Genomic DNA, 25,649 nt, shown 5'->3' with positions numbered 1-25,649 from the left:
CTAGGAGGAAACAACAATGGTAAATGTAGGTATTAACGGATTTGGTCGTATTGGTCGTAACGTTTTCCGTGCTGCTCTGAACAACCCGGAAATTCAAGTGGTGGCTGTGAACGATTTGACAGACACGAATACACTGGCTCATCTGCTTAAATATGACACGACTCATGGTACGCTTGACGCAAAAGTTGAAGCAAAAGAAGGCGCCCTGATCGTTAACGGACGCGAAATCAAAGTATTTGCAGAGCGCAACCCCGAGAACCTGCCGTGGGCTTCTGTAGGCGCTGAAATCGTTGTAGAATCCACAGGTATCTTCACAGCTAAGGAAAAAGCCGAGCTTCACCTTAAAGGCGGAGCGAAAAAAGTTATCATCTCGGCACCTGCTACGAACGAAGATATCACGATCGTTATGGGTGTTAACGAAGATAAATACGATCCTTCCGCACACACTGTTATCTCCAACGCTTCTTGTACAACGAACTGCCTGGCACCTTTTGCCAAGGTTATCAACGAAAAATTCGGAATCGTCAAAGGTATGATGACGACCGTTCACTCCTACACCAACGACCAATCCGTTCTGGATGTGCCGCATAAAGACCTGCGTCGCGCCCGCGCAGCCGCTGAGAACATCATTCCTTCATCCACCGGCGCTGCAAAAGCAATCTCCCTGGTTCTGCCTGAACTGAAAGGCAAACTGAACGGTATGTCTATGCGCGTTCCAACGCCAAACGTTTCCCTTACCGATCTGGTTGTTGAAGTAAAAAGCAATGTCACCGTTGAAGAAGTAAACAGTGCTCTTAAAGAAGCTTCCGAAGGACAGCTGAAAGGCATCCTTAACTATTCCGAAGAGCCGCTTGTATCGAGCGACTACAACGGCGACCCTGCTTCTTCCACAATCGATGCATTGTCAACGATGGTTGTTGAAGGCAACATGGTCAAAATCATTTCCTGGTACGATAACGAGTGGGGCTACTCGAACCGTGTAGTTGACCTCGCTGCTTATATTGCGTCCAAAGGGTTGTAAGATACTATCCCCCTAAATCCCCCTTGGAAAGGGGGACCCCAAGGGTTCCCCTCTGGACACCCCATATTCGCGAAGGAGTTGCCTGTGGCAGCTCCTTCGCGGCGGTTTACGGCTGGCCCGCTTTACGTCCATGGAACAACCCTTAACGGGTTGTTCCGGGACCCAGCTCTGCTGCGGCGCTCCTATGCGACTAGACTAAACCGAAAGATAGAGCTGCTTAACGCGAGTGCGCAGCAGCGTGAAAGATGTGAGCAAACACGAAACATATTTTTGATATAGGTTCTTGCTCCCCCATTTTGGGGGAATAATAGAGATAGATAACCTGCGCTACTGTGTAAGTGAGGCATTTTTTGCGGGATGGATAGGGATTTGGAGAGCTTTGCATAGATTTAAGAACCTTTATCATGTTCCCTGAGTTTTGAGGACGGGAAAGATTTAAAGGTTACTTAGGAGGGTTACGGGATGAACAAAAAAAGTGTACGTGATGTTGAGGTAGCCGGCAAGCGCGTGTTTGTGCGCGTGGATTTCAATGTACCCCTGGAAAACGGTGTAATCACGGACGACAAGCGCATTCGCGAAACGCTGCCGACAATCAACTATCTGATTGAAAATGGCGCAAAGATCATTCTGGCCAGCCATTTGGGCCGTCCGCAAGGACAAGTTGTGGAAGATCTGCGTTTGACGCCTGCGGCTGCTCGTCTCTCCGAGCTGCTTGGCAAGAAGGTACTTAAAGCCGATGAGGTTGTCGGCGATGCCGTGAAGGCTCAAATCAGCGGGCTGCAGGCCGGCGATGTGCTGCTGCTTGAGAATGTCCGCTTCGAAGCGGGCGAAGAGAAGAATGATCCGGCTCTTGCGAAAGCTCTTGCCGAATTGGCTGACCTGTTCGTCAACGACGCATTCGGCGCCGCCCACCGCGCCCATGCATCGACCGAAGGCATTGCTCATTTTCTGCCGGCCGTATCCGGTCTGCTGATGGAGAGAGAGCTTGATGTGCTCGGCAAGGCATTGCTGAACCCTGAGCGTCCGTTCACGGCAATTGTCGGCGGCTCGAAGGTTAAGGACAAAATTGACGTTATCAACAAAATGATCGAAATCGCAGATAATATCATTATCGGCGGCGGCTTGTCCTATACATTCTTCAAGGCGCAGGGCCATGAGATTGGTCAATCGCTGTGCGATGACTCCAAGCTTGAGCTTACGAAGGAGTTTGTCGAAAAAGCGAAGAAGCTCGGCAAGCAGTTCCTGCTGCCGGTGGACATCGTGATCTCTGATGATTTCAGCGCAAGCGCAAATACCAATATCGTGGATATTGATGGCATTCCGGCAGATTGGGAAGGCATTGATATCGGACCGAAAACCCGCGAAATCTACGCGGATGTCATTAAAAACTCGAAGCTGGTCGTATGGAACGGACCGATGGGCGTATTTGAAATCGAGCCTTTCTCCCACGGTACCCAAGCCGTTGCCCGCGCTTGCGCGGAAACGTCTGCTTATACGGTCATTGGCGGCGGCGATTCCGCAGCTGCAGCAGAGAAATTCGGCCTCGCCGACAAAATGAACTTCATCTCCACCGGCGGCGGAGCTTCGCTTGAATTCATGGAAGGCAAAGCGCTCCCGGGCGTTGTTGCATTGAACGATAAGTAGGTCTGGCAGGTTCTTTGGTTAAGATGCTTTGCGGATCAAGCATGGCTTGGCGCAGAGCCCGAATGTAACGCTTTGCGGAGCAAGCTTTGCTTCGCAAAGCCCAAGTAACGCTTTCGAAGCAGCTTTGCTTCGCAAAGCCTGAGGAGCTGACGTATGCGTAAACCGATTATTGCGGGCAACTGGAAAATGTTCAAAACGATTTCCGAAGCGGAATCCTTCTTCGCCGATGTGAAGGGCAAAGCCGAGATTGACGGCGTCGAAGCTGTTATCTGCGCGCCTTACCTGGCGCTTCCTGCACTTGTGGAAGCAGCGAAAGGGACAACGATTGCAATTGGCGCCCAAAATCTTCATTTTGAAGACAGCGGCGCATTCACGGGTGAAATCAGCGGTGTGATGCTTAAGGATCTTGGCGTGCAATACGTCATTATCGGCCACTCCGAGCGCCGCGCTTATTTCCTGGAGACGGACGAAATCGTGAACAAGAAGGTTCATGCCGCATTCAAGCACAGCCTCACTCCGATTGTCTGTGTAGGCGAGAAGCTGGAAGAGCGCGAAGCGGGTCAAACCAAGGATGTTTGCAACCTGCAGACCGTTGCAGCTTTCCAGGGTCTTTCGGCAGAGCAGGCGGCTGAAGTCGTCATTGCCTACGAGCCGATCTGGGCTATCGGAACAGGCAAATCCTCCACTTCCGCAGACGCCGAAGACGTCATTGCCTTCATCCGCGGCGTGGTTGCCGGATTGTATGATGCTTCCGTCGCGGATGCTGTCCGCATCCAGTATGGCGGCAGTGTAAAACCAAACAATATCAGCGAGTATATGGCTGAACCGAACATAGACGGCGCGCTGGTAGGCGGTGCAAGCTTGGAGGCCGCTTCTTACATTCAACTCGTGGAAGGGGCGAAGTAAGATGGCTGCTCCAAAACCGGTCGCTCTTATTATTCTCGACGGCTTTGGCCTTCGCAATGATGTGACGGGCAACGCCGTCGCACAGGCGAATAAGCCGAATTACGACCGTTACTGGTCAAGCTTTCCGCATACAACGCTGACGGCCTGCGGTGAAGCAGTCGGTCTGCCCGAAGGTCAAATGGGCAATTCCGAGGTCGGCCACCTGAACATCGGTTCTGGCCGGATTGTGTATCAGGAGCTGACCCGCATCAGCAAATCGATCCGCGACGGCGATTTTTTCGACAATGAAACACTGGTCGGAGCGGTTCGATACGCCAAAGCGCACGGCAAGAAGCTTCATCTGTTCGGTCTTCTCTCCGACGGTGGCGTACACAGCCATATCCAGCACTTATTCGCGCTGCTTGATCTGGCTAAGAAGGAAGAATTCTTCGAGGTGTATATCCATGCGTTCCTGGATGGCCGGGATGTTGCGCCTGACAGCGCGTTTGGCTTCATGGAGCAGTTGATTGCCAAGATCGAACAGGTCGGCGTCGGCAAGATTGCAACGGTGCAAGGCCGCTACTATGCCATGGACCGCGACAAACGCTGGGAGCGTACAGAGAAGTCCTATCGTGCGATGGTATATGGCGAAGGGCCGCAGAGTACGGATCCCCTTCAGGCGATCAAGGGATCCTACGAGCAATCCGTAATGGACGAGTTCGTGCTTCCAACCGTCATTACAGAGGAGAATGGCGCTCCTGTCGGTCTTGTAGAAGATGAGGATGCGGTTGTGTTCTTCAATTTCCGTTCCGATCGGGCCATTCAATTATCGCAGGTTTTCACCAATAAAGAGTTCCATGGCTTCAAACGAGGCTCCAGGGAGCCACAAAAACTGCATTTCGTCTGTCTGACCAAGTTCAGCGACACGGTCGAAGGCTATATTGCCTTCACGACGAAGAATCTGGACAACACGCTTGGCGAGGTTTTGGTGCAGAACGGCAAGAAGCAGCTTCGTATTGCCGAGACAGAGAAGTACCCGCATGTGACTTTCTTCTTCAGCGGCGGGCGCGATGTGGAGCTTCCCGGCGAAACGCGGATACTGATCGGCTCGCCGAAGGTGGCGACCTACGATCTGAAGCCGGAAATGAGCGCATACGAGGTTGCGGAAGCGGCAGTTAAGGAAATTGAGGCAGGCAATCAGGATGCCATTATTCTTAATTTTGCAAATCCGGATATGGTAGGTCATTCCGGCATGCTGGAGCCGACGATCAAAGCCATTGAAGCGACCGACGAATGTCTGGGCAAGGTTGTAGAAGCGGTTCTGGCCCAGGGCGGCGTCTGCCTGATTACGGCGGATCACGGCAATGCGGATATGGTTATCGACGAGGATGGGCTTCCCTTTACCGCACACACGACCAATCCGGTTCCTTTTATCGTGACCAAACCGGGTGTTACGCTCCGCGGTGACGGTATTCTGGCGGATATCGCTCCAACCATTTTAAGCTTGATGGAGCTTTCCCAGCCTATCGAAATGACCGGAAAATCCATGATTCAGGAATAACGGATATGGTATAGTAAGAGAAGCTTTTTTTAAAATATAAGGAAAGTATAAAATTTCTCGATACTTTGCTTATATTTCTAAGGGAAGAAACTTGGCTAAGCCGCCAAAAGGACGGCAAAGCCGTTTCTTCTTGGCAGCAGCATGTGTTATAAATGAATGCGCTCGACCTATCCTAACTATTAAAGGAGTGTTTGGTACATGTCTATTATCACTGATGTATATGCTCGCGAAGTGCTTGATTCAAGGGGTAACCCGACTGTAGAAGTAGAAGTATCCCTGGAGTCCGGCGGCAAAGGCAGCGCAATCGTTCCTTCCGGCGCTTCCACTGGCGCATACGAAGCGGTTGAGCTTCGTGACGGCGACAAAGGACGTTACCTCGGTAAAGGCGTTCTGAAAGCCGTTGAGAACGTCAACACCATCATTGCACCGGAAATTATCGGACTGGACGCACTGGATCAAGTGCTGATAGACCGCAAAATGATCTCCCTGGACGGCACGCACAACAAGGGCAAACTCGGCGCAAACGCAATTCTTGCGGTTTCCATGGCCGTTGCCCGCGCAGCTGCTGACGCTCTGAACGTATCTCTGTACACGTACCTGGGCGGATTCAACGCCAAGACGCTTCCGGTTCCGATGATGAACATAGTCAATGGCGGCGAGCATGCCGACAACAACATTGATGTTCAGGAATTTATGGTTCTGCCGGTTGGCGCAGAAAGCTTCAAAGAAGCGCTTCGCATTGGCGCTGAAATCTTCCACAACCTGAAATCGGTTCTGAAGGACAAAGGCCTGAACACCGCTGTCGGCGACGAAGGCGGCTTCGCTCCCAACCTCGGCTCGAATGAAGAAGCGATCACAACCATCATCTCGGCCATCGAGCGTGCCGGCTACAAGCCAGGCGTCGATGTATTCCTGGGTATGGACGTGGCTTCCACGGAATTCTTCAAAGACGGCAAATACCACCTCGAGGGCGAAGGAAGATCGTTTACGCCTGCTGAGTTCGTAGACCTGCTTGCTTCCTGGGCGGACAAGTACCCGATCCTTACGATCGAAGACGGCTGCTCCGAGGACGATTGGGAAGGCTGGCAGCTGCTTACCGAGAAATTGGGCGGCAAAGTACAGCTGGTCGGCGACGATCTGTTCGTAACGAACACCGAGCGTCTGTCCACGGGTATCGAGAAAGGCATCGGCAACTCGATCCTTGTGAAAGTGAACCAGATTGGTTCGCTTACCGAAACCTTCGACGCGATCGAAATGGCGAAACGCGCTGGTTACACAGCTGTTATCTCCCACCGTTCCGGCGAGTCCGAGGACAGCACGATCGCTGATATAGCGGTTGCCACAAACGCCGGTCAAATCAAAACAGGCGCTCCGTCCCGTACGGACCGCGTAGCGAAATACAACCAATTGCTTCGCATTGAGGATCAATTGGGTTCAACTGCGATCTATGCAGGCAAAAGCGCATTCTACAACTTGAAGAACTTCAAGAAGTAATCATCAATAAAGCCAAAATGGCAAAAGAATGTCCCAAAAGGCGCAGTAGTAACCTTTAGGATGTTCGTTATAATAAGAGGAGAGATGGCGGGGCTTTGGACCGCCTGATCTCCTCTTTTTTGCTGGCAGGGGAAATTGGAGCAAAGCAAAAACGCATAACCTTCGAAGGTATGTTATTTGCGATGCCAAAAGAAGTGTGTGCTTTCCAGTGTTATATGTTATTTTGCTTCACAAAAAAATTGAACGAGGTGGATGATATGGCAAAACCGGTGGTTGGACTACAGTTATATACGCTGCGTGATTTGACGGATAAGGATTTTCTGGGCACGATCCGCAAGGTGGCCGATATGGGCTATAAGGCGGTTGAGTTTGCAGGTTATTTCAATACGCCGGCGAAAGAGCTGAAATCAGTCCTTGACGGCACAGGATTGGAAGCGCCTTCTGCTCATGTGGGTCTGAACTTCTCCTCCCCGGACAAGATTCAGGAAGATCTGGCGAAGCAAATTGAATATGCTCAGGAAATCGGCCTCAAGTACATCGTAACGCCTTGGGCGCCGCTGCCGGAGAATCCGGCGGAGGAAGACGTGAACAGCCTCGCGGCGATTCTGGAGGCCGCAGGCAGACAGGTGAATGAGGCAGGTCTGAGATACGGTTATCACAACCATGCTTTTGAATTCAAGCTGGTGAATGGCCGGCCCCTGATTGACCTGCTGCTGGAGCGTGTGCCGGCTGAGTATTTGTTTGCCGAATTTGACCTGGGCTGGGTGCATATGGGCGGACAGAAGCCTATCGATTATGTGAACCGGTACGCCGGACGTGTGCCGCTCGCCCACTTCAAGGATTTCGGCGAGGGAACCCGCGATACGGAGATCGGCAAAGGTGTGGTCGATCTGAAAAGCGTTCTTGGTGTAGCTGAGCAGGCCGGAATTGAATACTTTATTGTAGAGCAGGAAGAGTTCAATTCCTCGTCGCTTGAAAGCGCGAAGATCTGTCTGGAATTTTTCCGCGAGAACGGGTTTTAAATAAGGGCCCTGCCCGCTGTCCGTCTTGTATTAAAATTTTTGCCGTGATATAATAAAAATGCTGTTTTACTGGTCTTGTCCTCGTGTAACGACAAGGCAGCGGCAAAATGATGCTCCTTGTTTGGGAGGTGGAACCATGGAAATTACATTTAGAATTTTGCTTGTTATTTTCGCAGTGGGCTTGATCTCTGTAGTTCTTCTGCAAAAAGGTAAAAGCGCAGGATTATCGGGTGCGATCTCTGGCGGTGCCGAGCATTTGTTCGGCAAGCAAAAGGCTCGCGGTCTGGATTTATTTTTGCAGCGCTTGACAATCGGCATTGCTGTCGGATTCTTTGTGCTTGCATTGGTTGTTGCTTACTTAGTCAAATAAGTTAAAGCTATGCAGCGAAAAGCGGGATGACCCCCGCTTTTTTTATTTGCCCTAAACGACTGCGGATGGTAGCGGCCACTTTCGTGTATACTATATAGTATATGGAAATCTATCAACCGACTGCTGCATACTCATATAGACGGCAAAGCGGTACACGAGGTGAGAGGAATATGGCGACGGAGCAGCAGCTTTTGGATTTTATGCACGAGCCCGCGTATAAGCCGATGACATATAAAGAACTCGAAGAGCATATGGGCGGCGGCGATGCCGAATCCTTCAAAGCTTTTTTGATTCTGCTCAATCGGCTGGAGGATGAAGGAAAAATCATCCGTACCCCCAAGGACCGCTATGGCGTTCCCGAGCGGATGAACCTGCTGCGCGGCCGAATTCAGGCGCATGCGAAGGGGTTTGCTTTTCTGATCCCGGAGGACAAGGAGCACCCGGATGTCTACATCGGTGCCAATGATTTGAAAAGCGCCATGAATGGCGATACGGTTCTGGTCAAAATCACCTCCAGGAGCGAGAACGGCGGGCGTATGGAGGGTGAAGTCAACCGGGTTGTGGAGCGCGCTGTAACCCAGGTGGTGGGTACATTCGACAGTCACGAGGCTTACGGATTCGTGGTGCCGGACGACAAGCGGATCAACCGCGATATTTTTATCGCAAAAGGGGAGTTCAAGGGGGCGGTCTCGGGCCAAAAGGTTGTCGTGCGCATCATCTCTTATCCGGAGGGCCGCTCGGCTGCAGAAGGCGAGATTGTCGAGGTGCTCGGCCATAAAGACGACCCCGGCGTGGATATTCTATCCATCATCCGCAAGCATCAGCTGCCCGAAGGCTTTCCCGAGGATGTACTCGCTGAAGCGGAGGCCGCGCCTGAATCCATCAGCGATGAAGAAATCGCGCAGCAGGGACGCCGGGATTTAAGGAATAAAGTGATTGTCACGATCGACGGCGAGGATGCCAAGGATCTGGATGACGCGGTTAATATCGAGCGTCTGGAGAACGGCAATTATTTGCTGGGCGTGCATATCGCTGATGTCAGCTATTATGTGCGCGAGAAGTCGGCGCTGGATCAGGAGGCATACCGCCGCGGATGCAGCGTCTATCTCGTGGACCGGGTGATTCCGATGCTTCCGCACCGGCTTTCCAACGGCATCTGCTCGCTGAATCCGCAGGTGGACCGTCTAACGATGTCCTGCGAGATGGAGTTCGATGCCACTACGCTGAAGCGGGTCAGGCATGATGTGTTCACCAGCGTCATCCGGACCAAAGAGCGTATGACGTACACCAATGTGCGCAAAATCGTGGCGGATAAGGATCCGGAAGTGATGGAGCGCTACGCCGAGCTGGTGGATACGTTCACATTGATGGAGGAGCTTGCCATGCGCCTGCGTTCCACGCGGATGAAGCGGGGAGCGATCGACTTTGATTTTGTGGAAGCCAAGGTCATTGTGGATCCGGAAGGCAAGCCTGTCGACATTGTGAAGCGCGAACGCTCGGTCGCCGAGCAGATCATTGAAGAATTCATGCTCGCCGCCAATGAGACCGTTGCGGAGCATTTCTACTGGCTCAAGGTTCCTTTCCTTTACCGGATTCATGAAAATCCGGACTCCGAGAAGCTGCTGCATTTTGTGCAGTTCGCGGCGAATTTCGGTTACACGGTGAAAGGCAAAGGCGGAAGTGAAATTCATCCGCGCGCGCTGCAGACGCTGCTGGAGGATATCCGCGGCACGAAAGAGCAGACGGTTATTTCCACCGTTATGCTGCGCTCCATGAAGCAGGCCAAATATGATGCCCAGAGTCTAGGCCATTTTGGGCTTGCCGCCGAATTCTATTCCCATTTCACATCGCCTATCCGGCGTTATCCCGATCTGGTCATCCACCGTGTCATGCGCGAGGTGCTGGAGAATGGCGGTACGCTGCCGGAATCACGGATTGAGGCGCTTGCGGCCCGCATGCCGGATATTGCCCAACAGTCCTCCGAGCGAGAGCGTGTCGCGGTCGATGCGGAGCGCGATACGGAGAAGCTGAAGAAATGTGAATATATGCTCGACAAAATCGGCGAGGAATTCGAGGGCATCATCAGCGGCGTGACAAGCTTCGGGATATTCGTGGAGCTCGACAATACCGTTGAAGGACTTATTCGTCTCAGCAACCTGAACGATGATTATTACCATTTTCATGAGCAGCATATGCTGCTTATCGGCGAGCGGACATCGAAGATGTACCGGATCGGCGACGAGCTTCGCGTCCGTGTTGATGCCGTAAGCATGATCGAGCACACGATCGATTTCGCTATTGTGGAGAGCAAAGCGGAAAGCGTGGAGCGCGGCGGCCGCGGACGCGAGTTCACAGACGCGCTGCCGGGCGGCGGACGCGGCAAACGCAGTCAAGGCACGGCTGCCGGTGGTCTGCGCAGCGGGCGGGGCGGCAAGAGCGGCGGAGCGGATGCCCGCGGCGGCGAGCGTGGGCGCAAGCCTGGCGCGGCGGCACTAGGTGGCGGGCGCAAAGGCGGCGTGAAAGCGAAACGCGGGCGCAAGCCCGGTGAAGCGGGCGCAGACCGCGGACCGCGCGGCGCGGAAGCGGCAGGCCGTGGTTCGGCCGAGGGCGGACGCGGACGCGGAGCAGCAGGCGGAACGGCCAGTGTAGGTCCGCGTGGGAGAGGTCAATCGGAACCAGCCGCTCAGCCGCGTAAGGCAAGACGTGCCGGCGGAGCTGGAGAAGGCAGTGAGATAAACAGAAGCAAAGGCGACAAACGCGCCTGGAAACCGGAGGATGATTATAACTTGGACCGAATATTGGGGAATGAAGATAACAGCAAGGGAACAATAGCAGCAGCGGCGGAGCAGATTGATTCGAATGCCGCGACTGCGCGCCCGGTGCGCAATGATATGTGGGGCCTCCCGATTCGCGGGACGGGCGGCATTATTGATGATGGTGAAGATCCGGATGACCGTAGCGGCAAGAGAGGCCGCGGAGGCGCTTCAGGCCGGAATGGCCGTTCGGGCGGCGGGCGGGGCATGGGCCCTACCACGACTCGCGTTGGACGGAACCAGTCTTCAGCAGGCAGGTCCGGAGGACCCCGGGCTAAGAAACCGGCGGGGAGTGCAGGCGGCGCGAGCGCAGCAAGCCCAAGCGGCAGCCCGCAAGGCAATGCCGGCAGACCGGCCAAGAAGAAGAACGAAGGCGGCGGCCCGGCAGCTGTTGCCAAGAATAACGAAAATTAAAGCCGAAACCGGCTAAAGCAGCTGCTGGCAGTTCTTGATTTCAGCCGGTAAAGTTGCTACAATGGACTCCTGACTAAAGGCTGTCAGGAGTTTCATTTTGCAGCCGAAGGACATGATTGTATCTTGAGTAAAGAGGTGATTGGCATGGGCAAGAAGAGTGACGGGAAACAACTGGCCCAGAACAAGAAGGCTTCCCATGACTATTTCATCGAGGATACGTTTGAAGCGGGCATTGTGCTCATGGGAACCGAGATCAAGGCGCTGCGCCTGGGAAAAGCAAACATAAGCGATGCGTTTGCGACCATCCGCAACGGCGAGATTTTCATTCACAACATGCATATCAGCGCTTTCGAGCAGGGCAACCGGTATAATCCGACCGATCCGACGCGTGCGCGCAAGCTGCTGCTGCATAAAGCGCAGATTCACAAGCTGCTGGGCCTGTCGAAGCAGGATGGATATTCAATTGTGCCGCTCAAGATTTATGTGCGCAATGGATATGCCAAGCTGCTGATTGGGCTGGGTAAAGGTAAGAAGCAGTATGACAAGCGCGAGACGTCAGCCAAACGGGATGCTCAGCGGGATATTCAACGGGCGTTGCGCGAGAAGCAGAAGGTGGCAAGGTAGCGGCTGCTGGTTAATATGGCGGCGGAAGCCAAGCTTTCCAGAAAGACATCTGATCTTTCCTGATCAAATGTGTTATACTATAGAAGTATTAACGAATGATTAACTTTTGCTCGAAGCGTTGAAGCTGATGTAATGATTGATCGGCGACATGTCTATTGAGCGTCTCACCTGCTAGACGGTGGCAACGATGCCGTTTATGCAACATTGGGGGCGTTTATGGATTCGACGGGGATAGTTCGAGCACGGGTTGCGGGTAGTGGGGACGCGTCCGCTTTATCAACGCTAAAGCCTATTAAATGGCAAAACTCAAAACAACTACGCTTTAGCAGCCTAAGAAACTGTTGGCGTGCTTCTACCCAGCATCGTCCATGTGACTGGGATAGGGGCTAACATATAGTGGAATACGCTGTCTCATCTCCGCCTGCGGTGAGCTGAAGAAGACAATCAGGCTGACCTTGGCGATAGCCTGTTGCGGGGCGCTTGCTAAGGTGACATCAAAACCGTGACTATACCCGTAGATGCCTGTGTGGCGTTATTTTCGGACAGGGGTTCAAATCCCCTCGCCTCCACCAAATGTAGAACCCGACCGCAAGAGGTCGGGTTTTTGCTTTATAATTGAGCAGAAATTTGCTAGTATGTACATACCGTTATAAAAGTTATAACAGTTATAAGGTATAACCTATTGAGTGCAGGGTATACTTATAGAGAGGGGAAAATCAATGAATGGTGTGGTCAAAGTGACAAATGATAAACCGAATGTGATGCGTTATTCCCGCAAAATAGGGCGAATGGGCAACAGCCTGGGAGTAAGCTTGCCGAAAAGGCTTGCTGAAAAGTTAAATGTCTCACAAGGCGATGAGATCGAATTTATTGAGAATGATCGTGGTGAAGTGGTATTGAAAAAGGCGAGGCAAGGTCAACTCCCCGATAATGTAAGACCAGAGGTTCTTGAAGCTTTCTTTGACGTATTTGAAGAGGACGAAGGTATCCTAGAGGATTTAAGAGACCGATGATATGACAACATTTCTGACCAAAGAAGAGATTATTTCAGCCCACTACTTCATGATGAAAAAAATGAACGACGCAGACCAAGCGGGTGTGAAGGATCACGGCCTGCTGGAATCTGCGGTACATAGACCGCAGCAAAGTGTTTTTGGGGAAGATGCTTATCGAAATTTATATGACAAAGCTGCAGCCTTACTAGAGTCTCTAGTGAAGAATCATTGCTTCCACAATGGCAATAAACGGACAGCCTATCTGGTTACAAAATCATTCCTTATGTTAAATGGAAAACATCTAAGAATGGAACGTGAATATGCAGTGGAGTTTATTGTAGATATTGCAAAAGGAATATGTTCGTTGGAGACTGTTGCATATATTTTGAAAGAACATTCTGTAGACAGATGATTCACAGGGTGCTTGCTAAGGTGACATCAAAACCGTGACTATACCCGTAGATGCCTGTGTGGCGTTATTTTCGGACAGGGGTTCAAATCCCCTCGCCTCCACCAAATGCAGAACCCGACCGCAAGAGGTCGGGTTTTTCTATTGCTTTAAATTGTGTCGCCAACTTAAAACACGATTATAATTTTTTATAACAAAGTTTTAGCTGCGGGGTTCTCTTGTTTTCTCATCCTATTTTAGGTTATCAGTCAGCTTGATTATTTTGATTTTTCTGAATTTAGTTGGGCAAATAGTTCCATTTTATGGTATCGTTTATGATGGATGTCTTAATTAGGGGCTGTAAAAGATGACAGGGAATACGAAAGAGAACGAACGGACGATATTTGATCATACTGGAAATACGATCAAGACAGAAGATCGAGAGATTCGAATCCTTGCCAAGTATGAGGAACCTCTGGTTGTCGTACTAGGAAATGTGCTTAGCAATGAGGAATGCGATGAGCTGATTAAACATTCCAGAGAACAATTGCAACGTTCAAAAATAGGCGGGGACCATGTAGTCAATCAAATTAGAACGAGCAGCGGGGTGTTCTGTGAGGAGAATGAGACGATTACAAGAATCGAGAAGCGTTTCTCTCAAATTATGAATATTCCTATCGAGCATGGTGATGGCTTGCAAGTTCTGCTGTATACCCCAGGCGAAGAGTATCGTCCTCATTATGATTTCTTCGCAGAAACGAGTCGAGCAAGTGCCAATAATCGAATTAGTACGCTCGTGATGTATTTGAATGATGTGGAGGAAGGCGGAGAAACGGCATTCCCTTTGCTTAATATTTCTGTTATTCCTAACAAAGGCATGGCGGTCTACTTCGAATATTTCTACAGTAGTCATGAATTAAACGATTTGACCTTGCATGCAGGTACACCAGTGATCAAAGGGGAAAAGTGGGTTGCAACGATGTGGATGAGAAGACAAGCCTTGCGCTTTTCCTAGATGGATAATCATGTATTGAGTGATTTGGAAGCAATGGAAAGTCAGGTCGTTATTATTACTCTTAAGTAACATCAAGACAGTGACTACACCCTTAGAAGCACATGTGGCATTGCCTTTGGACAGGGGGCTGATCCACCTCGGCTCCACCAATACCATGAGAAAGAGCAGCGTTCCAGGTGCTCTTTCTGCGTTCTAATTAATCAACGAAGCATACACCTTTCTCAAGGTAAGCAATAGATACATGTTCCGCCTCTTCTTTTAATACGAGCCCATCAGAATGTTGACGCAAGCACTTAATGATGTGGATAGTACTATTTTAACGCATGGTAGCAACTCTCCTTCTCGTTCCATGTCCATCACCTTATTCATCGGAAGATTCTCCTTAATTTAACTGTTATAGAACAAAACTGGCTGGTAGAATTTTGCTTAAGCGGCGAAGCTATGCTATCTTCTTATTAAGAAGGTAAAGGGGGTTGTTTATTTGAACCAGACTATTCCGGAAAAGCTATTGAACGATGGTTTGAGAGTACCAGTCATTGGATTTGGCACTGGTGGTTTTAGGGGTGCAGCTGGAGTGAAGGTGATTGAAAGCGCGATAGATGCAGGATTCCGTCTGATTGATACAGCGTTCAACTATGAGAATGAGGGGACTGTTGGACAGGCTGTCCGCCAGAGTTCTGTAGCGAGAGAAGAACTGTTGATCTGCTCGAAGCTGCCTGGGCGTCGACAAGCTTATCAGGAAGCCATTGTAACGATTGAGGAGTCATTATATAGAGGAGGGCTGGATTATTACGATCTATATTTGATCCATTGGCCTAATCCCAAAATTGATTTATATGTGGAAGCTTGGCAGGCGATGATTGAAGCTAAGAAGCGGGGCTATATCCGTTCCATCGGGGTCTGCAATTTCCTGCCGGAGTACAACGAACGTTTGATTCGGGAGACCGGGGTTGCACCAAGTATAAATCAAGTTGAACTCCATCCCTATTTCAATCAAGAGCATCAGCGTGCGAAAGATGCTGAATTAGGTATCGTATCGGAATCGTGGAGCCCTCTGGGCCGCGGTCATAGCATGCTGAAGGATGAAAAGATTGGAGCAATTTCTGCGGCTCATGGGAAGACAAACGCACAAACGATTTTGCGTTGGCATATCCAACTTGGAGCGCTTCCGATCCCGAAGGCTAGTTCTTTAAAGCACCAGACTGAGAATTTGGATATTTTTGATTTCGAATTGTCGGAAGAGGAAATGAAAGCAATCTCAGCGTTCAGTAGTGAGGACGGACGCTTATGGGGGCAGGATCCAAAAACGCATGAAGAGTTATAATACGCAAGCGTGACTACACCCGTAGAAGCACATGTGGCGTTGTCTTCGGACAGGGGGTTGATCCCCCTCGCCTCCACCAATACCATGAGAAAGAGCAGCGTTCCAGGTGCTCTTTTTGCATTCTAATTAATCAACGAAGCATACACTTTCTCAAGGTAAGCAATAGATACATGTTCCGCCTCTTCTTTTAATACGAGTCCATCAGAATGTTGACGCAAGCGTTTATAGATGTGGATAGTACTCTTTAACGCATGGTAGCAACTCTCGGAACTGTGTAAAGGGATCGTCTTTTTTAGTTCTGCTATTTCACTGACGCCATACTGTTCCAGCTTTCTAACTCCTCTGGGAAGTTGGCCATTACGCATCAACACCAAAGGACCTAATACAGTACCGCGAATAAATGTAATATGATCGATTAATTCAAACCATTCTCCTCTTCCTAACTTTGTTGCGCCGTAATGGATCCAGACCCAGAAGCGGTCCTCTATCCATTGTGCACTTGGATATGGATGTGAGGGGGAGGTTTCTTCAAAAATTCTACTGATTTCCTGATCCCTCTCCCATAAAATAAGAGGGTTTTCAATCCGTATATTAAGCTCTTCCAATGTAACGAATTTAAGATCGACATGCAGAGGCTCTGGTCCATATAAGCAAATAACCACACGAGGTTCACCAACGTGTTCACCTGTGAAACCAGAAAGCAGCTTGCCCAATCCTTCTGCAATATCAAGCCGTTGATTCATGACTTGCTCCTGATAGGCGGAGTCGTATACGATGATAAGGTCTAAATCGCTATACTCATCCATGGTCTTCGTCATCATGGAACAGCCTGCAAGGAGGCCCCGAACTCGTTGATCTTGACTGAGCTTTTCCTTTGCTTGATTTATGAATCGTTCATGCACAGGTAAAAACATACAAAGCACCCCTTATAATATGACCCATAAAATGGGTATTACGCCAACTTATCATTTCAAATAAACTTTGTCAATAATAAACGGGACGATACTCGGGTGACATCAAAACTGTGACTACACCCGTAGAAATACATGTGGCGTTATTTTCGGACAGGGGTTCAAATCCCCTCGCCTCCACCAAATGTAGAACCCGACCGCAAGAGGTTGGGTTTTTGCTTAATCATAACTTTGCCCATGTCGAACAACAACTTGCACCGAAGGTTCAAGAGTGAATGTCAGAGCTAAGGTATTAACTGGTCCTACATACATATATAAAATTGCAATATAACAGCAATGAATTTCAGAATTTCTTAGGAGATACAGAATGCCTTGTTATATGTCCATAAGGTTTCTCGACTTTAACAAGAATGCCCTAGAGTTTTTAATTCTAGAGCAAATTTTATTTTATATGATTTCACTCGCTCGTAGCCCGTATCTTATAGTTGGTTTTAGGAAAGGAAGGTGGAATGGATGTCTGTACGTTGCGCTTGGGTCAATGAAGATCCGTTGTATATGGATTATCATGATCATGAATGGGGAGTACCGGTCCATGATGATCAAAAACTCTTTGAGTTACTTCTGTTAGAAGGAGCGCAGGCTGGTTTAAGCTGGTATACAGTACTGAAGAAACGCGAGGGCTACCGGCGAGCCTTCGACGGATTTGATCCGGACAAAGTGGCAGAATATGATCAGGACAAGGTGGAGGAGTTGATGGAAGATGGGGGGATCATCCGCAATCGCTTGAAGATTCAGTCGGCAATCACAAATGCTCAAAACTTTTTGAAGGTGCGCGAGGAATTCGGCAGCTTTGATGCGTACATTTGGCAGTTCGTCGGTGGCATACCGATTCGTAATCATTGGCGCAACAAAAGCGAGGTTCCGGCGACTACAACGCAATCGGATGCGATGAGTAAGGATTTGAAAAGGCGAGGTTTCAAATTTGTCGGGTCGACGATTTGTTACGCTTTTATGCAAGCCTCTGGAATGGTAAATGATCATACACTGGACTGTGAATTTATGATTAGAGAAGATTTCCGTAAATAGAGATTCATCCATCGGGGTAACTGGCTTCACGAAGTACCGATTCACAAACCCGATATCAGATGCTTCAGGAGATTTGGAGCGTCACAATGGTATCGAAGCAGTTCGCAGACATGTATCTTACACCGATGATATAAGCGCCGCTAGCATTGAGCCGCAGCAAAGGTGGGAGGTCAAGTTTCGCAATATTTTACGGTTTGCCATTTGAACCCTGGACTAGAACATGTAGCATTAGCCCTGCAGTGCCCGGTTTCCTGATGCATACATGTTCTCGTTCTCCTGCATTAACAAGATATAGACGGGTTAGCAAAGAACTTATTACGCGTCTCTATATAATATTTATTTCTATCAGCGTAGAAATGTCCGTCCAAGCTGGGCGTACAAATCAAAAGCGGTGACGAAGTCAGCCTTTGTTTGTATACATCCCTTTATGCCTACTCAACTTCAGGCCCTTCAGCTTTATTTGGATTGAAATTTTTCAGAACAGCTTCTAATGCCTTCGAATCTACCCCTTCGAGACTTTTCAGGAGATTAGGAAAACTGACCGGATCGAAGGCTTCCCCACTAAGACGGCCTTTTGTTAATCCTGAGAGTACATCGGACAATTTTATGCCAGTCATATCCTCAACAACTTCAGGTAGGAATTTCATGAGGTTTGTTACTTGACCTGTGATTTTCCCCATACCACCTCCACCTTCACTATTGGTGTCGATAATCGTGATTTTATCGATGTTGCCCATTGGTTCGGCAATCTTACCAGCGATTTCTGGGAGAACGGCAGTAATAAGTTCGACGAAGCGAAGTTGGCCAAGTTTCAAAGCTGCTTCAGCAAGACCCATTTCTTTTTCTACCTCGGCTTTAGCCTTAGCCTCGAAAACCCTCGCTTCTGCAATACCTTTAGCTTCGATAGCGAATGCTGTTGCTTGACCCTCAGCACTCAAGTTATCGATACGGGCTTTTTCAGCTGCGGCTTCCATCTCGCCCTGTGCTTTGAGGATTTCCGTTTTGGAGATCTCAGCATCAGCGGTAGCTTTACCTTTCGCGCGTTCTACATCAGCGGCTGCGGTTCCTTTAGCCCGTTCTGCTTCTGCTTCAGCAGTCGCCCGGGCTTTTTTGGCATTGGCGTCTGCTTCAGCCTGCAAACGCAGTGATTCGGCATCAGCAGCGGCTTTTGTTTCTTGCTCAATACGAGCGGCTTCGGCATCCTTAGTACGCCGGTAAAGGTCTGCATCGGCTTGTTTCATTATCGTCCCTTCCAGCTCCTTCTGCCTGCGGAGGGACTCCTTTTCAGCCAATTCAATATCTTTCTCTTTCTGGATTTGCTGCGCTTTCATCTTCGCTTCAATGACGGACTGTTCCGAAGTAGCTTGCTGAATGCCATAAGCTGCATCTGCTACAGCTTTTGCCGTATCCTGCTCCTTTTTAAACGCTGCTTTTTTCAGTTCCATATCCTTTTCAGCTTCAGCAATAGCCGTTTCTTTTGTGATCTCCGCACGACGAGCATGTTCATCATTTTGCGCTCTCTTTACAGCAGCTTCTTTATTGGCCTCCGCTTCGGCGATCTGTGCATCACGTTTGACAGCTGCAATACGGGGTTTACCAAGGGCATCAAGATAGCCGTTTTTGTCCCGCACATCCTTGATTGTGAAAGAGACAATGGTAAGACCCATTTTTTTCAAGTCGATGTGGGCTACCTCTTGCACCTCAGAAGCAAACTTCTTGCGGTCTTTGTAGATCTCCTCAACAGTCATTGATCCAAGAATCGAGCGAAGATGACCCTCTAGAACTTCCTGCGCTTCAAGTCTGAGTGACTCAACGGGTTTACCAAGATATTGCTCGGCCGCCGAGAAGATATCTTCCATTGTCCCGCCGACTTTAATGATAGCGGTTGCATCCGCCATGATCGGCACCCCTTCCTCCGTGTAGACTTCAGGAGTCGAAACACCGCCACTTATGATCTTCACCCTACGTGGATTTGTAGAATCGGGATCAGATGAAATAACATTTCTATTGCCGAGGTAGCTACCTGTTACGATCAGAGCCTGGTCTGGAGAGACTGTTTTGTATTTTGAAATAAAAGTCAAAAACCCCACAACAAGAATTAGAACCACTAACCCACCACCAATAAGAATAGGCATCGACATTAAAAAACCTCCTCATAATCAATTTAATTTACTTACTTGATAAACACCTTCACTAGTGATACTTACAACCACTACTCTCGTATTTACGGGTAAGTCTTCACCGTCAAAACTCGATGCTATCTGGTTGGATCTGGCAAGCTTCGCATTCATAAGAATCTCACCAAATCCTTTGGCAGGTACAAGCGAAACTACTGTAGCAATACTACCCACATGACTTGTACGAGAGATTGATGTGGAACTTTGTACCTTTCTCAATGGGGCTATAACCAAAAAATGGATTATAATAGTGAAGCCTAACGATATTGTCGAAGTTAATATCCAATTTTCTATTATCAATCCCAGCCCTCCGAAGGTGACAAAGAGACAAGCGAGAGAGAATGTTTCCACCCCGATGTGATTGCCTAATTCAAATCCGAATAAGCCTAATGCCACCAGAAGCACACCTATGACGAGGCAAATAACATATAAGTCAATGATGACCACCCCTCAACCAAAATTTTAATTTATTCCCTATAATGTAAAATAAGAACATTTCTTTAATTTTCTCATAAAGTTGAGGTAAATGTAAGTTAGATTTTTAAAAGAGGGAGTTTTCCAGAATGCCCCCCAGTTCCTTTACAGAAAACCTTATAATTAAAGATCTATTCTGGCATTAGGGGAGGTATGTATTTGTCCGAGTGGGAATCCATGATTAATAAATCCAGGCAACGATCAAAACCCATCGCTGTTTCGCCCAACAAGATCATCGAGCAGTTGAAGGATGAATGTACTCATCAGTCGATTAATCGCAAAAGCGTAAGTAAGATCACGGTGAAGCTTATTTGGCATTAAAGAGAAAAAACAAAATGAGCCCAGCCATTTGTAAGACGGCTGGGCTCATTTGTTATTTACACTTGCGAGCTAAAACTTTATTTACACGCGTGTTTTCATGGGTGAGAGGAAGGGGCTGCGCCCCCTCCTGCTTGATCAGCTTTCTTGGCTGCGATTACAGATTCCAGATGCGGTACAGGATGACTGCCGCTTCAGCGCGGGTGAGCGACTCGTTTGGCGCAATCATGCCGTTCCTGCCGTTCACAACTCCGGATTTTACCAGACCTGCAGCGCTGTCTTTGGCGTAATCGGAAATGCTTGCCGCGTCAGGATAAGCGTCTGAAGCTCCGTTGGCATCGAGCTGTTTGCCGGCTGCCGCCAGCGCGCGTGTCGTCAGCACCATCATATCTTGACGGGAGATATTGCGGCTTGGTTTAAACGAATTGTCTTCAAAGCCAGTGGCGATTTCCAGCTCCTTCGCAATGACCAGCTCATCATAATAATAGGCGGTTTTCTGGACATCGCTGAACATCGCTTCGTTCTTGCCTGTACCTTGCAATTCAAGCGCTCTTACGAGGAGGGCGATGAAGTCCGCTCTCTTGATGGAAGCTGCAGGAGAGAAGATGTCCGCGGATGTTCCTTTGATGACCTCGCGGGCTGCCATGGCGTCAATCGCTTGCTTTGCCCATGGGACATTCTTCAGGTCTCCGAAGGTTTTGATGACGGAGGTCACAGCATAGGTGCTGAAGTGGGTCGTTTGGAATACAACTGTTCCGGTTGCTGCCTCATATCGGCCGTTCGGGACCGATGTCACTTCGCCATTGTCAGCGATGTACCAAACGACAATCGAATCCGGATTGCTGAGCTCTTCTGCTGTCGGCGTGTAAGGAACAGAGATCGTTACAGGCGCATTCGGATTGTTCCAAGCGATGACTTTGTCACCGGCTACCACGCTCAGATCCAGTACCGGACGGTCACCGATCCGTTCTCGGACAGCTGCAACCAGATTGACTGTCGAAGCTTTGGCTACGCGGATGGATACTTGCTCCGGATTCTCTGTCACATTGGACAGCATGTTGCCTGGAATTTCAATCGTTGCATGTTCTGTCTTCATCAACAGCACGAAGTTTTCTTGACCCTTCAAGCTTTGAGATGGCAATTGGACTTCATATGAATTTGCGTCCGCTTGCTTCGGCACTTCGATTACGATATGTTTCTTGCCGTTTGCTGCTGGAGCAGCCTGTTCAAGCGCGCTTTTCAAATTTTCGGCGGAAACGACGCCTGTTACTTGGCCGCCCACGTTTTTCACTTCAGGGTGGATCGTAACATTGCCGTCTTTGACCTCAACGCTTCCTGTCGACGGGTTAGATCCGTAGCCAATTATGCCGCCCGGATTAACGGGATCAACGGGGTCAACGGGGTCAACGGGATCAACGGGATCAACGGGATTGCCGGGATTGCCAGTGAGGGTCAGTACGCCGTACACGGAAGTGTCCATATAACCATTGCCTGTCGTATCGTTCCATGCGGCAACGCTTTGACGGGCGCCGTCTTTGGCGTCATTGATCTGTATGTCAAAACCCAGTTTCTTATCGGTTCCTGGCGTTACCTTTTTGAACGGAATCTTCACTTCAACCGTGTAATTTGTACCGGAAACCTTGGTTGCCGATACGAAACCGTCTGCGATGCTTGTCGGATTGAATGAAGTCTCGTTGTCGAAGTTAACTCTGTATTGTCCATCGTCATCCTGATAGAACGATGTCTTTGCATTGTTTTCGTCCAGGAAAATTTCGATGGAATCCTGTTCATAGGCAGCTGCGTTAGTTTTGTCAAGCTGCGCGTCGCTGACCTGGATCAGAACATACAGGTTTTGATTATCCCAGAGAGCTTTTGCTGCTCCGGTCGCACCTTGCCACGCCATTTGATAGCGATTAACCGGTATTTCGGCCGCTTCGCTCCAGACAGCGTCAACAGTACCGTCGATTGAAGGTGTAGCAAAATTAGCAGTGGATTGTTTGGCTTCTGCCAATACAGGCGGATGCTCCTCCATAAATTTAACCGGATCGATTACACCGTAATAAGCCGGTTTGGCCTGCAGGTCCTTATCAAACAGCAGCGGATTGTTAGCGGCTCTCCAGCTTGAACTGTCATCCATTCCCCAGAATGTTACCCGCTTGATACTTGCCGCGTGGGCCTTGAAGATTTCAAACAGCTGAGCGTACAAGTAGCCCTGGGCATTCGCAAGCTGCTCGGGGAGCTGGCTGCTGCTGCCTGCCTGAATGTCAAGCTCGGTTATGCTTACTTCTACACCCAAGGAAATAAACTTCTCCAGGGACAATTTAACATTGTCCGGATTCGTGTTTACATTGTAGTGCCCCTGCATGCCGACGCCGTCGATGAGGAGTTTGCCAGGGTGAGACAGCGCATACCTATCATTGATTTCTTTGACCATGCTGTAAATGGCCTGAGATTTACTTTGATTATCTTCGTTATAATCATTGTAATAAAGCTTGATATCCCATTCCGGATGCGCGTCCAGCACCTCTCTTGCCGCCAGGAACGCCTGCTCCACATAATCCTGTCCGATGGCAGTATACCAAGGGGATTGACGCAGTGAGGCTTTCCAATCCGATGGGTTGGGAGGGTTATCGTTCATCGCTTCGTTGACGACGTCCCAAGAGATCATCTTATTGCCGAAATGCTCCATGACCGTTTTGATATGGGTCCTCAAATTGACGAGAGCTTCATCCCTTCCCAAGGGGGAACCGTTGGACGTATTCATCCAAGCAGGCGTCTGCTGATGCCATACCAGCACATGCCCATGCATCTGCAATCCCTCGGCCAGAGCTGTATTCACAAGCGCATCCGAGGAGGTAAAGGTAAAGTTGTCCTTCACAGACTGCAGCTGATCCGGTTTCATGGCATTTTCTGCTGTGGCGGCATTGTGATGCATCTTGAGAAGCTCAAGTCTGACGCCTTCCAGATCATCCGACGATATCGCGTTTCCGATCAGGAACTCGTTTTGATAAGCATTCTTGATCGGAGTTAGATCTTTCTGTATGGCGATCGGGTCCGAACCTGTACGTTCAAAGCTGATATCGTCGATATAGAAGGATGCTGTTCTATTATTGGAGCTTTCCACATAGATGGTCAAAAATTCGTTGCCTGCATTTGTATAACGGTATGTTCCTTCGAACGGAACCCAGCCGTCGCTGGTGCTGATTGTTTTTGATGTAAGGTTAATATAACTGGGGCTGTTCTGACCAACCTGGGTGGACAGCTGGAGCTGCGAACTGGTAGGGGAGATCAGCTTAACCCAGAATGAAATTTTATATTCGGAGCCTATGTCGACATAATTCTCCACATGCAGTGTCGGCCCATGCCAGGCATCGGATCTGTTCTCTACTTTCAAAGCGTATGAACCGCCGTCGGTATGATTGGCTTCATTGGTGACGGTAAGCGTTTCGGTGCCTGCACGGCCTTCAAAGCCGCTTGCTGTTTGATCCTCGAAATCTATTGTGGTGAAGTCTAAAGCAGGCGGTCTGGGAGGTTCCTCTTCACCGCCGCCTGAAGATGCCTTCTCGGTGATTAATACATCTCCAATGTAGAACGGAACAGCGGCCCCGGCAGAGTTGGATTGAACGCGCAGGCTCGTATCTTTGCCGGTATCCACCGTAAACTCTTTAGTTAAGGTAAAAGCTTCTCCGGCTGCAAAATCTTCACCCGCCAACCAGCCGTAGCTGCTCACCGTTTGAAGATAAGCTTGCGCGCCCTCAGGCACGACCGCATCAGCGTCAACATAGCCGGTAACGGTTACCGTATAGGTTTTGCCGTTGGACAGACCGATGTCGGCGAATTTGAAATCAGCCGCATCGTAGTCGTTGCTTCTGTTGCTTACAGATAAAGCCGCTCCGTCCGCATTGCCGGCAAATACTTTACCGGTGGCCTGCGCCAGGCTGGCATTGCCAGATTGCGTTGCAGCTCCCGTGCCGCTTGCAAAGGTTTCGTGATAAACCGTATCTGATTGTTCTTGCGGTGCAGGTCCGCCAACCATTGCAGCGAATTGGGCCAGGGTCGTGCTTCTCATCATATAGTGGCGGCCCATAGCGTAGTTCCCTTGATTCGGATAACCTACTTTAAAGGCATACTTGATGCTGTTCTCCTGTGCTGCTGCCTCTGCGTTCGCATTGAAGGAACCGTAGGGGTAAGCCAAGAGAACAGGGTCCTTGCCCGTGATATTCTTCAGATATGCATTCACGGCGGCAATCTCGCCTGCAGCCTGCTCCTTGGTGATATTTCCCGTCCAAATCTCTCCGGCTGAGTTATCCTCGCTGCCGTTATGCGTCTGGGAATGGTTCTGAAGGCTGACGCCGGGCTCTGCCGCAAGCGCTTGCAATTGCGCCGTCGTCATGCTGTAATTGCCGTCGATCCAATCGCTGACAACGAACTGAACGGATTTCATTCCATATTCCCTCAACACCGGGAGTGCATGGGTAATGAAGTCAGGAGTCGCGTCGTCGAATGTCAGCAGGATCGGCTTATCCGGGGTCGTTTCGGTTCCTTCGAGGATATTGACATACTGTTCTGCAGACAAAGTGTCGTAACCATTGTCGCTCAGGTATTTCATCTGTTTCGTGAAATGATCCGCACTTGTATGAGTCCAGTCGTCCGTCGCATCATTATCGACAATCCGATGATACAATATTACGGGTATTTCCGGCGCTGCGGCTTCCGCGATCGGCGCGAGCCAGCCTGAAGGGACAAGCAAGGTTGCAGCGAGTAAGATCGAGAAGAACTGTTTGAGCTTTCTACTCATTGGATTACATTCCCCCTACAATAATTTATTTAATCATATTAAGCGCTTACATTTCTTGGTCTGGTTCTCCTTTCCAGAGCTTTATTATATCGTGTATGCTTAAAACGTTTTACCAGAAGAACTATAGAATATACTCTACTTTTTAAATATTGAGTTGAAATGCGTTATAAAATAAGGTGAATTTGCTGATCCACGGTTCGTTGCCGCAGAGTATCTTTTGTGATGGCTGCTTTTTCTTTTAGGGGAGACCTTGAGCAGCTTGCACCGGTACATTCCTGTCAGACGATTATCAAGAGCTCAGTTATCAATCCAAAT

The 25,649-nt window shown here is 49.4% G+C and carries 17 protein-coding genes and 1 other RNA gene; 15 read left to right on the top strand and 3 right to left on the bottom strand.

Annotated features, from left to right (window positions below; genetic code table 11):
- The first annotated feature begins 16 nt into the window (after positions 1 to 16).
- The 14 genes from gap to ACFOLF_RS16510 all read left to right on the top strand — a co-directional run bounded on the left by gap (position 17) and on the right by ACFOLF_RS16510 (position 15,570).
- Positions 17 to 1,021, top strand: a complete 1,005-nt coding sequence (gene gap / locus ACFOLF_RS16575) for a type I glyceraldehyde-3-phosphate dehydrogenase (protein WP_210045078.1) — start codon at positions 17 to 19, stop codon at positions 1,019 to 1,021.
- A gap of 462 nt (positions 1,022 to 1,483) precedes the next feature.
- Positions 1,484 to 2,665, top strand: coding sequence for a phosphoglycerate kinase (locus tag ACFOLF_RS16570; RefSeq protein WP_210045077.1), 1,182 nt, complete (start codon positions 1,484 to 1,486; stop codon positions 2,663 to 2,665).
- Between the two features lie 153 nt (positions 2,666 to 2,818).
- Positions 2,819 to 3,571: a triose-phosphate isomerase gene (gene tpiA / locus ACFOLF_RS16565; protein ID WP_210045076.1), complete on the top strand. Its 753-nt coding sequence runs from the start codon at positions 2,819 to 2,821 to the stop codon at positions 3,569 to 3,571.
- Between the two features lies 1 nt (position 3,572).
- On the top strand, positions 3,573 to 5,111 hold the full coding sequence (gene gpmI, locus ACFOLF_RS16560; RefSeq protein WP_210045075.1) for a 2,3-bisphosphoglycerate-independent phosphoglycerate mutase: 1,539 nt from the start codon (positions 3,573 to 3,575) through the stop codon (positions 5,109 to 5,111).
- Between the two features lie 198 nt (positions 5,112 to 5,309).
- Positions 5,310 to 6,605 (top strand): phosphopyruvate hydratase, encoded by a 1,296-nt coding sequence (gene eno / locus ACFOLF_RS16555; RefSeq protein WP_210045074.1) that lies wholly within the window; start codon positions 5,310 to 5,312, stop codon positions 6,603 to 6,605.
- A 257-nt stretch (positions 6,606 to 6,862) separates the two neighbouring features.
- A complete protein-coding gene (locus tag ACFOLF_RS16550) occupies positions 6,863 to 7,627 on the top strand; it encodes a sugar phosphate isomerase/epimerase family protein (RefSeq protein WP_210045073.1) in 765 nt (254 codons plus the stop codon).
- A gap of 136 nt (positions 7,628 to 7,763) precedes the next feature.
- Positions 7,764 to 7,997: a preprotein translocase subunit SecG gene (secG, locus tag ACFOLF_RS16545; RefSeq protein WP_210045072.1), complete on the top strand. Its 234-nt coding sequence runs from the start codon at positions 7,764 to 7,766 to the stop codon at positions 7,995 to 7,997.
- Positions 7,998 to 8,167: 170 nt separating this feature from the next.
- The gene (gene rnr, locus ACFOLF_RS16540) at positions 8,168 to 11,224 is read left to right on the top strand and encodes a ribonuclease R (RefSeq protein WP_210045071.1); all 3,057 of its coding nucleotides are present in this window, start codon (positions 8,168 to 8,170) and stop codon (positions 11,222 to 11,224) included.
- Positions 11,225 to 11,368: 144 nt separating this feature from the next.
- Positions 11,369 to 11,848 (top strand): SsrA-binding protein SmpB, encoded by a 480-nt coding sequence (gene smpB, locus ACFOLF_RS16535; RefSeq protein ID WP_210045070.1) that lies wholly within the window; start codon positions 11,369 to 11,371, stop codon positions 11,846 to 11,848.
- Between the two features lie 206 nt (positions 11,849 to 12,054).
- Positions 12,055 to 12,420: a transfer-messenger RNA gene (gene ssrA, locus ACFOLF_RS16530) on the top strand.
- A gap of 147 nt (positions 12,421 to 12,567) precedes the next feature.
- Positions 12,568 to 12,861 (top strand): AbrB/MazE/SpoVT family DNA-binding domain-containing protein, encoded by a 294-nt coding sequence (locus tag ACFOLF_RS16525; RefSeq protein WP_210045069.1) that lies wholly within the window; start codon positions 12,568 to 12,570, stop codon positions 12,859 to 12,861.
- Position 12,862: 1 nt separating this feature from the next.
- Positions 12,863 to 13,255, top strand: coding sequence for a type II toxin-antitoxin system death-on-curing family toxin (locus tag ACFOLF_RS16520; RefSeq protein ID WP_210045068.1), 393 nt, complete (start codon positions 12,863 to 12,865; stop codon positions 13,253 to 13,255).
- 343 nt (positions 13,256 to 13,598) lie between these two features.
- The gene (locus tag ACFOLF_RS16515) at positions 13,599 to 14,246 is read left to right on the top strand and encodes a 2OG-Fe(II) oxygenase (protein WP_210045067.1); all 648 of its coding nucleotides are present in this window, start codon (positions 13,599 to 13,601) and stop codon (positions 14,244 to 14,246) included.
- Positions 14,247 to 14,727: 481 nt separating this feature from the next.
- Entirely contained in the window at positions 14,728 to 15,570 is an 843-nt protein-coding gene (locus ACFOLF_RS16510) for an aldo/keto reductase (protein WP_210045066.1), read from the top strand.
- Positions 15,571 to 15,692: 122 nt separating this feature from the next.
- Here ACFOLF_RS16510 and ACFOLF_RS16505 read toward each other — a convergent pair whose 3' ends face one another.
- Positions 15,693 to 16,484 (bottom strand): oxalate:formate antiporter, encoded by a 792-nt coding sequence (locus ACFOLF_RS16505; RefSeq protein ID WP_210045065.1) that lies wholly within the window; start codon positions 16,482 to 16,484, stop codon positions 15,693 to 15,695.
- A 510-nt stretch (positions 16,485 to 16,994) separates the two neighbouring features.
- Between ACFOLF_RS16505 and ACFOLF_RS16500 the strand changes: the two genes are divergently transcribed.
- Positions 16,995 to 17,567, top strand: a complete 573-nt coding sequence (locus tag ACFOLF_RS16500; protein ID WP_210045064.1) for a DNA-3-methyladenine glycosylase I — start codon at positions 16,995 to 16,997, stop codon at positions 17,565 to 17,567.
- A gap of 431 nt (positions 17,568 to 17,998) precedes the next feature.
- Here the strand turns inward: ACFOLF_RS16500 and ACFOLF_RS16495 are convergent, their stop codons facing one another.
- Both ACFOLF_RS16495 and ACFOLF_RS16490 read right to left on the bottom strand, forming a co-directional pair.
- Positions 17,999 to 19,708, bottom strand: coding sequence for a flotillin family protein (locus tag ACFOLF_RS16495; protein WP_210045063.1), 1,710 nt, complete (start codon positions 19,706 to 19,708; stop codon positions 17,999 to 18,001).
- 985 nt (positions 19,709 to 20,693) lie between these two features.
- Positions 20,694 to 25,334 carry an endo-1,4-beta-xylanase gene (locus ACFOLF_RS16490; RefSeq protein WP_210045062.1) on the bottom strand — a complete coding sequence of 1,547 codons (4,641 nt, stop codon included), beginning with the start codon at positions 25,332 to 25,334 and terminating at the stop codon, positions 20,694 to 20,696.
- Positions 25,335 to 25,649: the final 315 nt, after the last annotated feature.

The organism is Paenibacillus sepulcri, from assembly GCF_042647105.1.
In the GTDB taxonomy this organism is placed as follows: Bacteria; Bacillota; Bacilli; order Paenibacillales; family Paenibacillaceae; genus Paenibacillus_Z; species Paenibacillus_Z sepulcri.
This window is presented reverse-complemented; position numbering and strand designations above follow the sequence as displayed.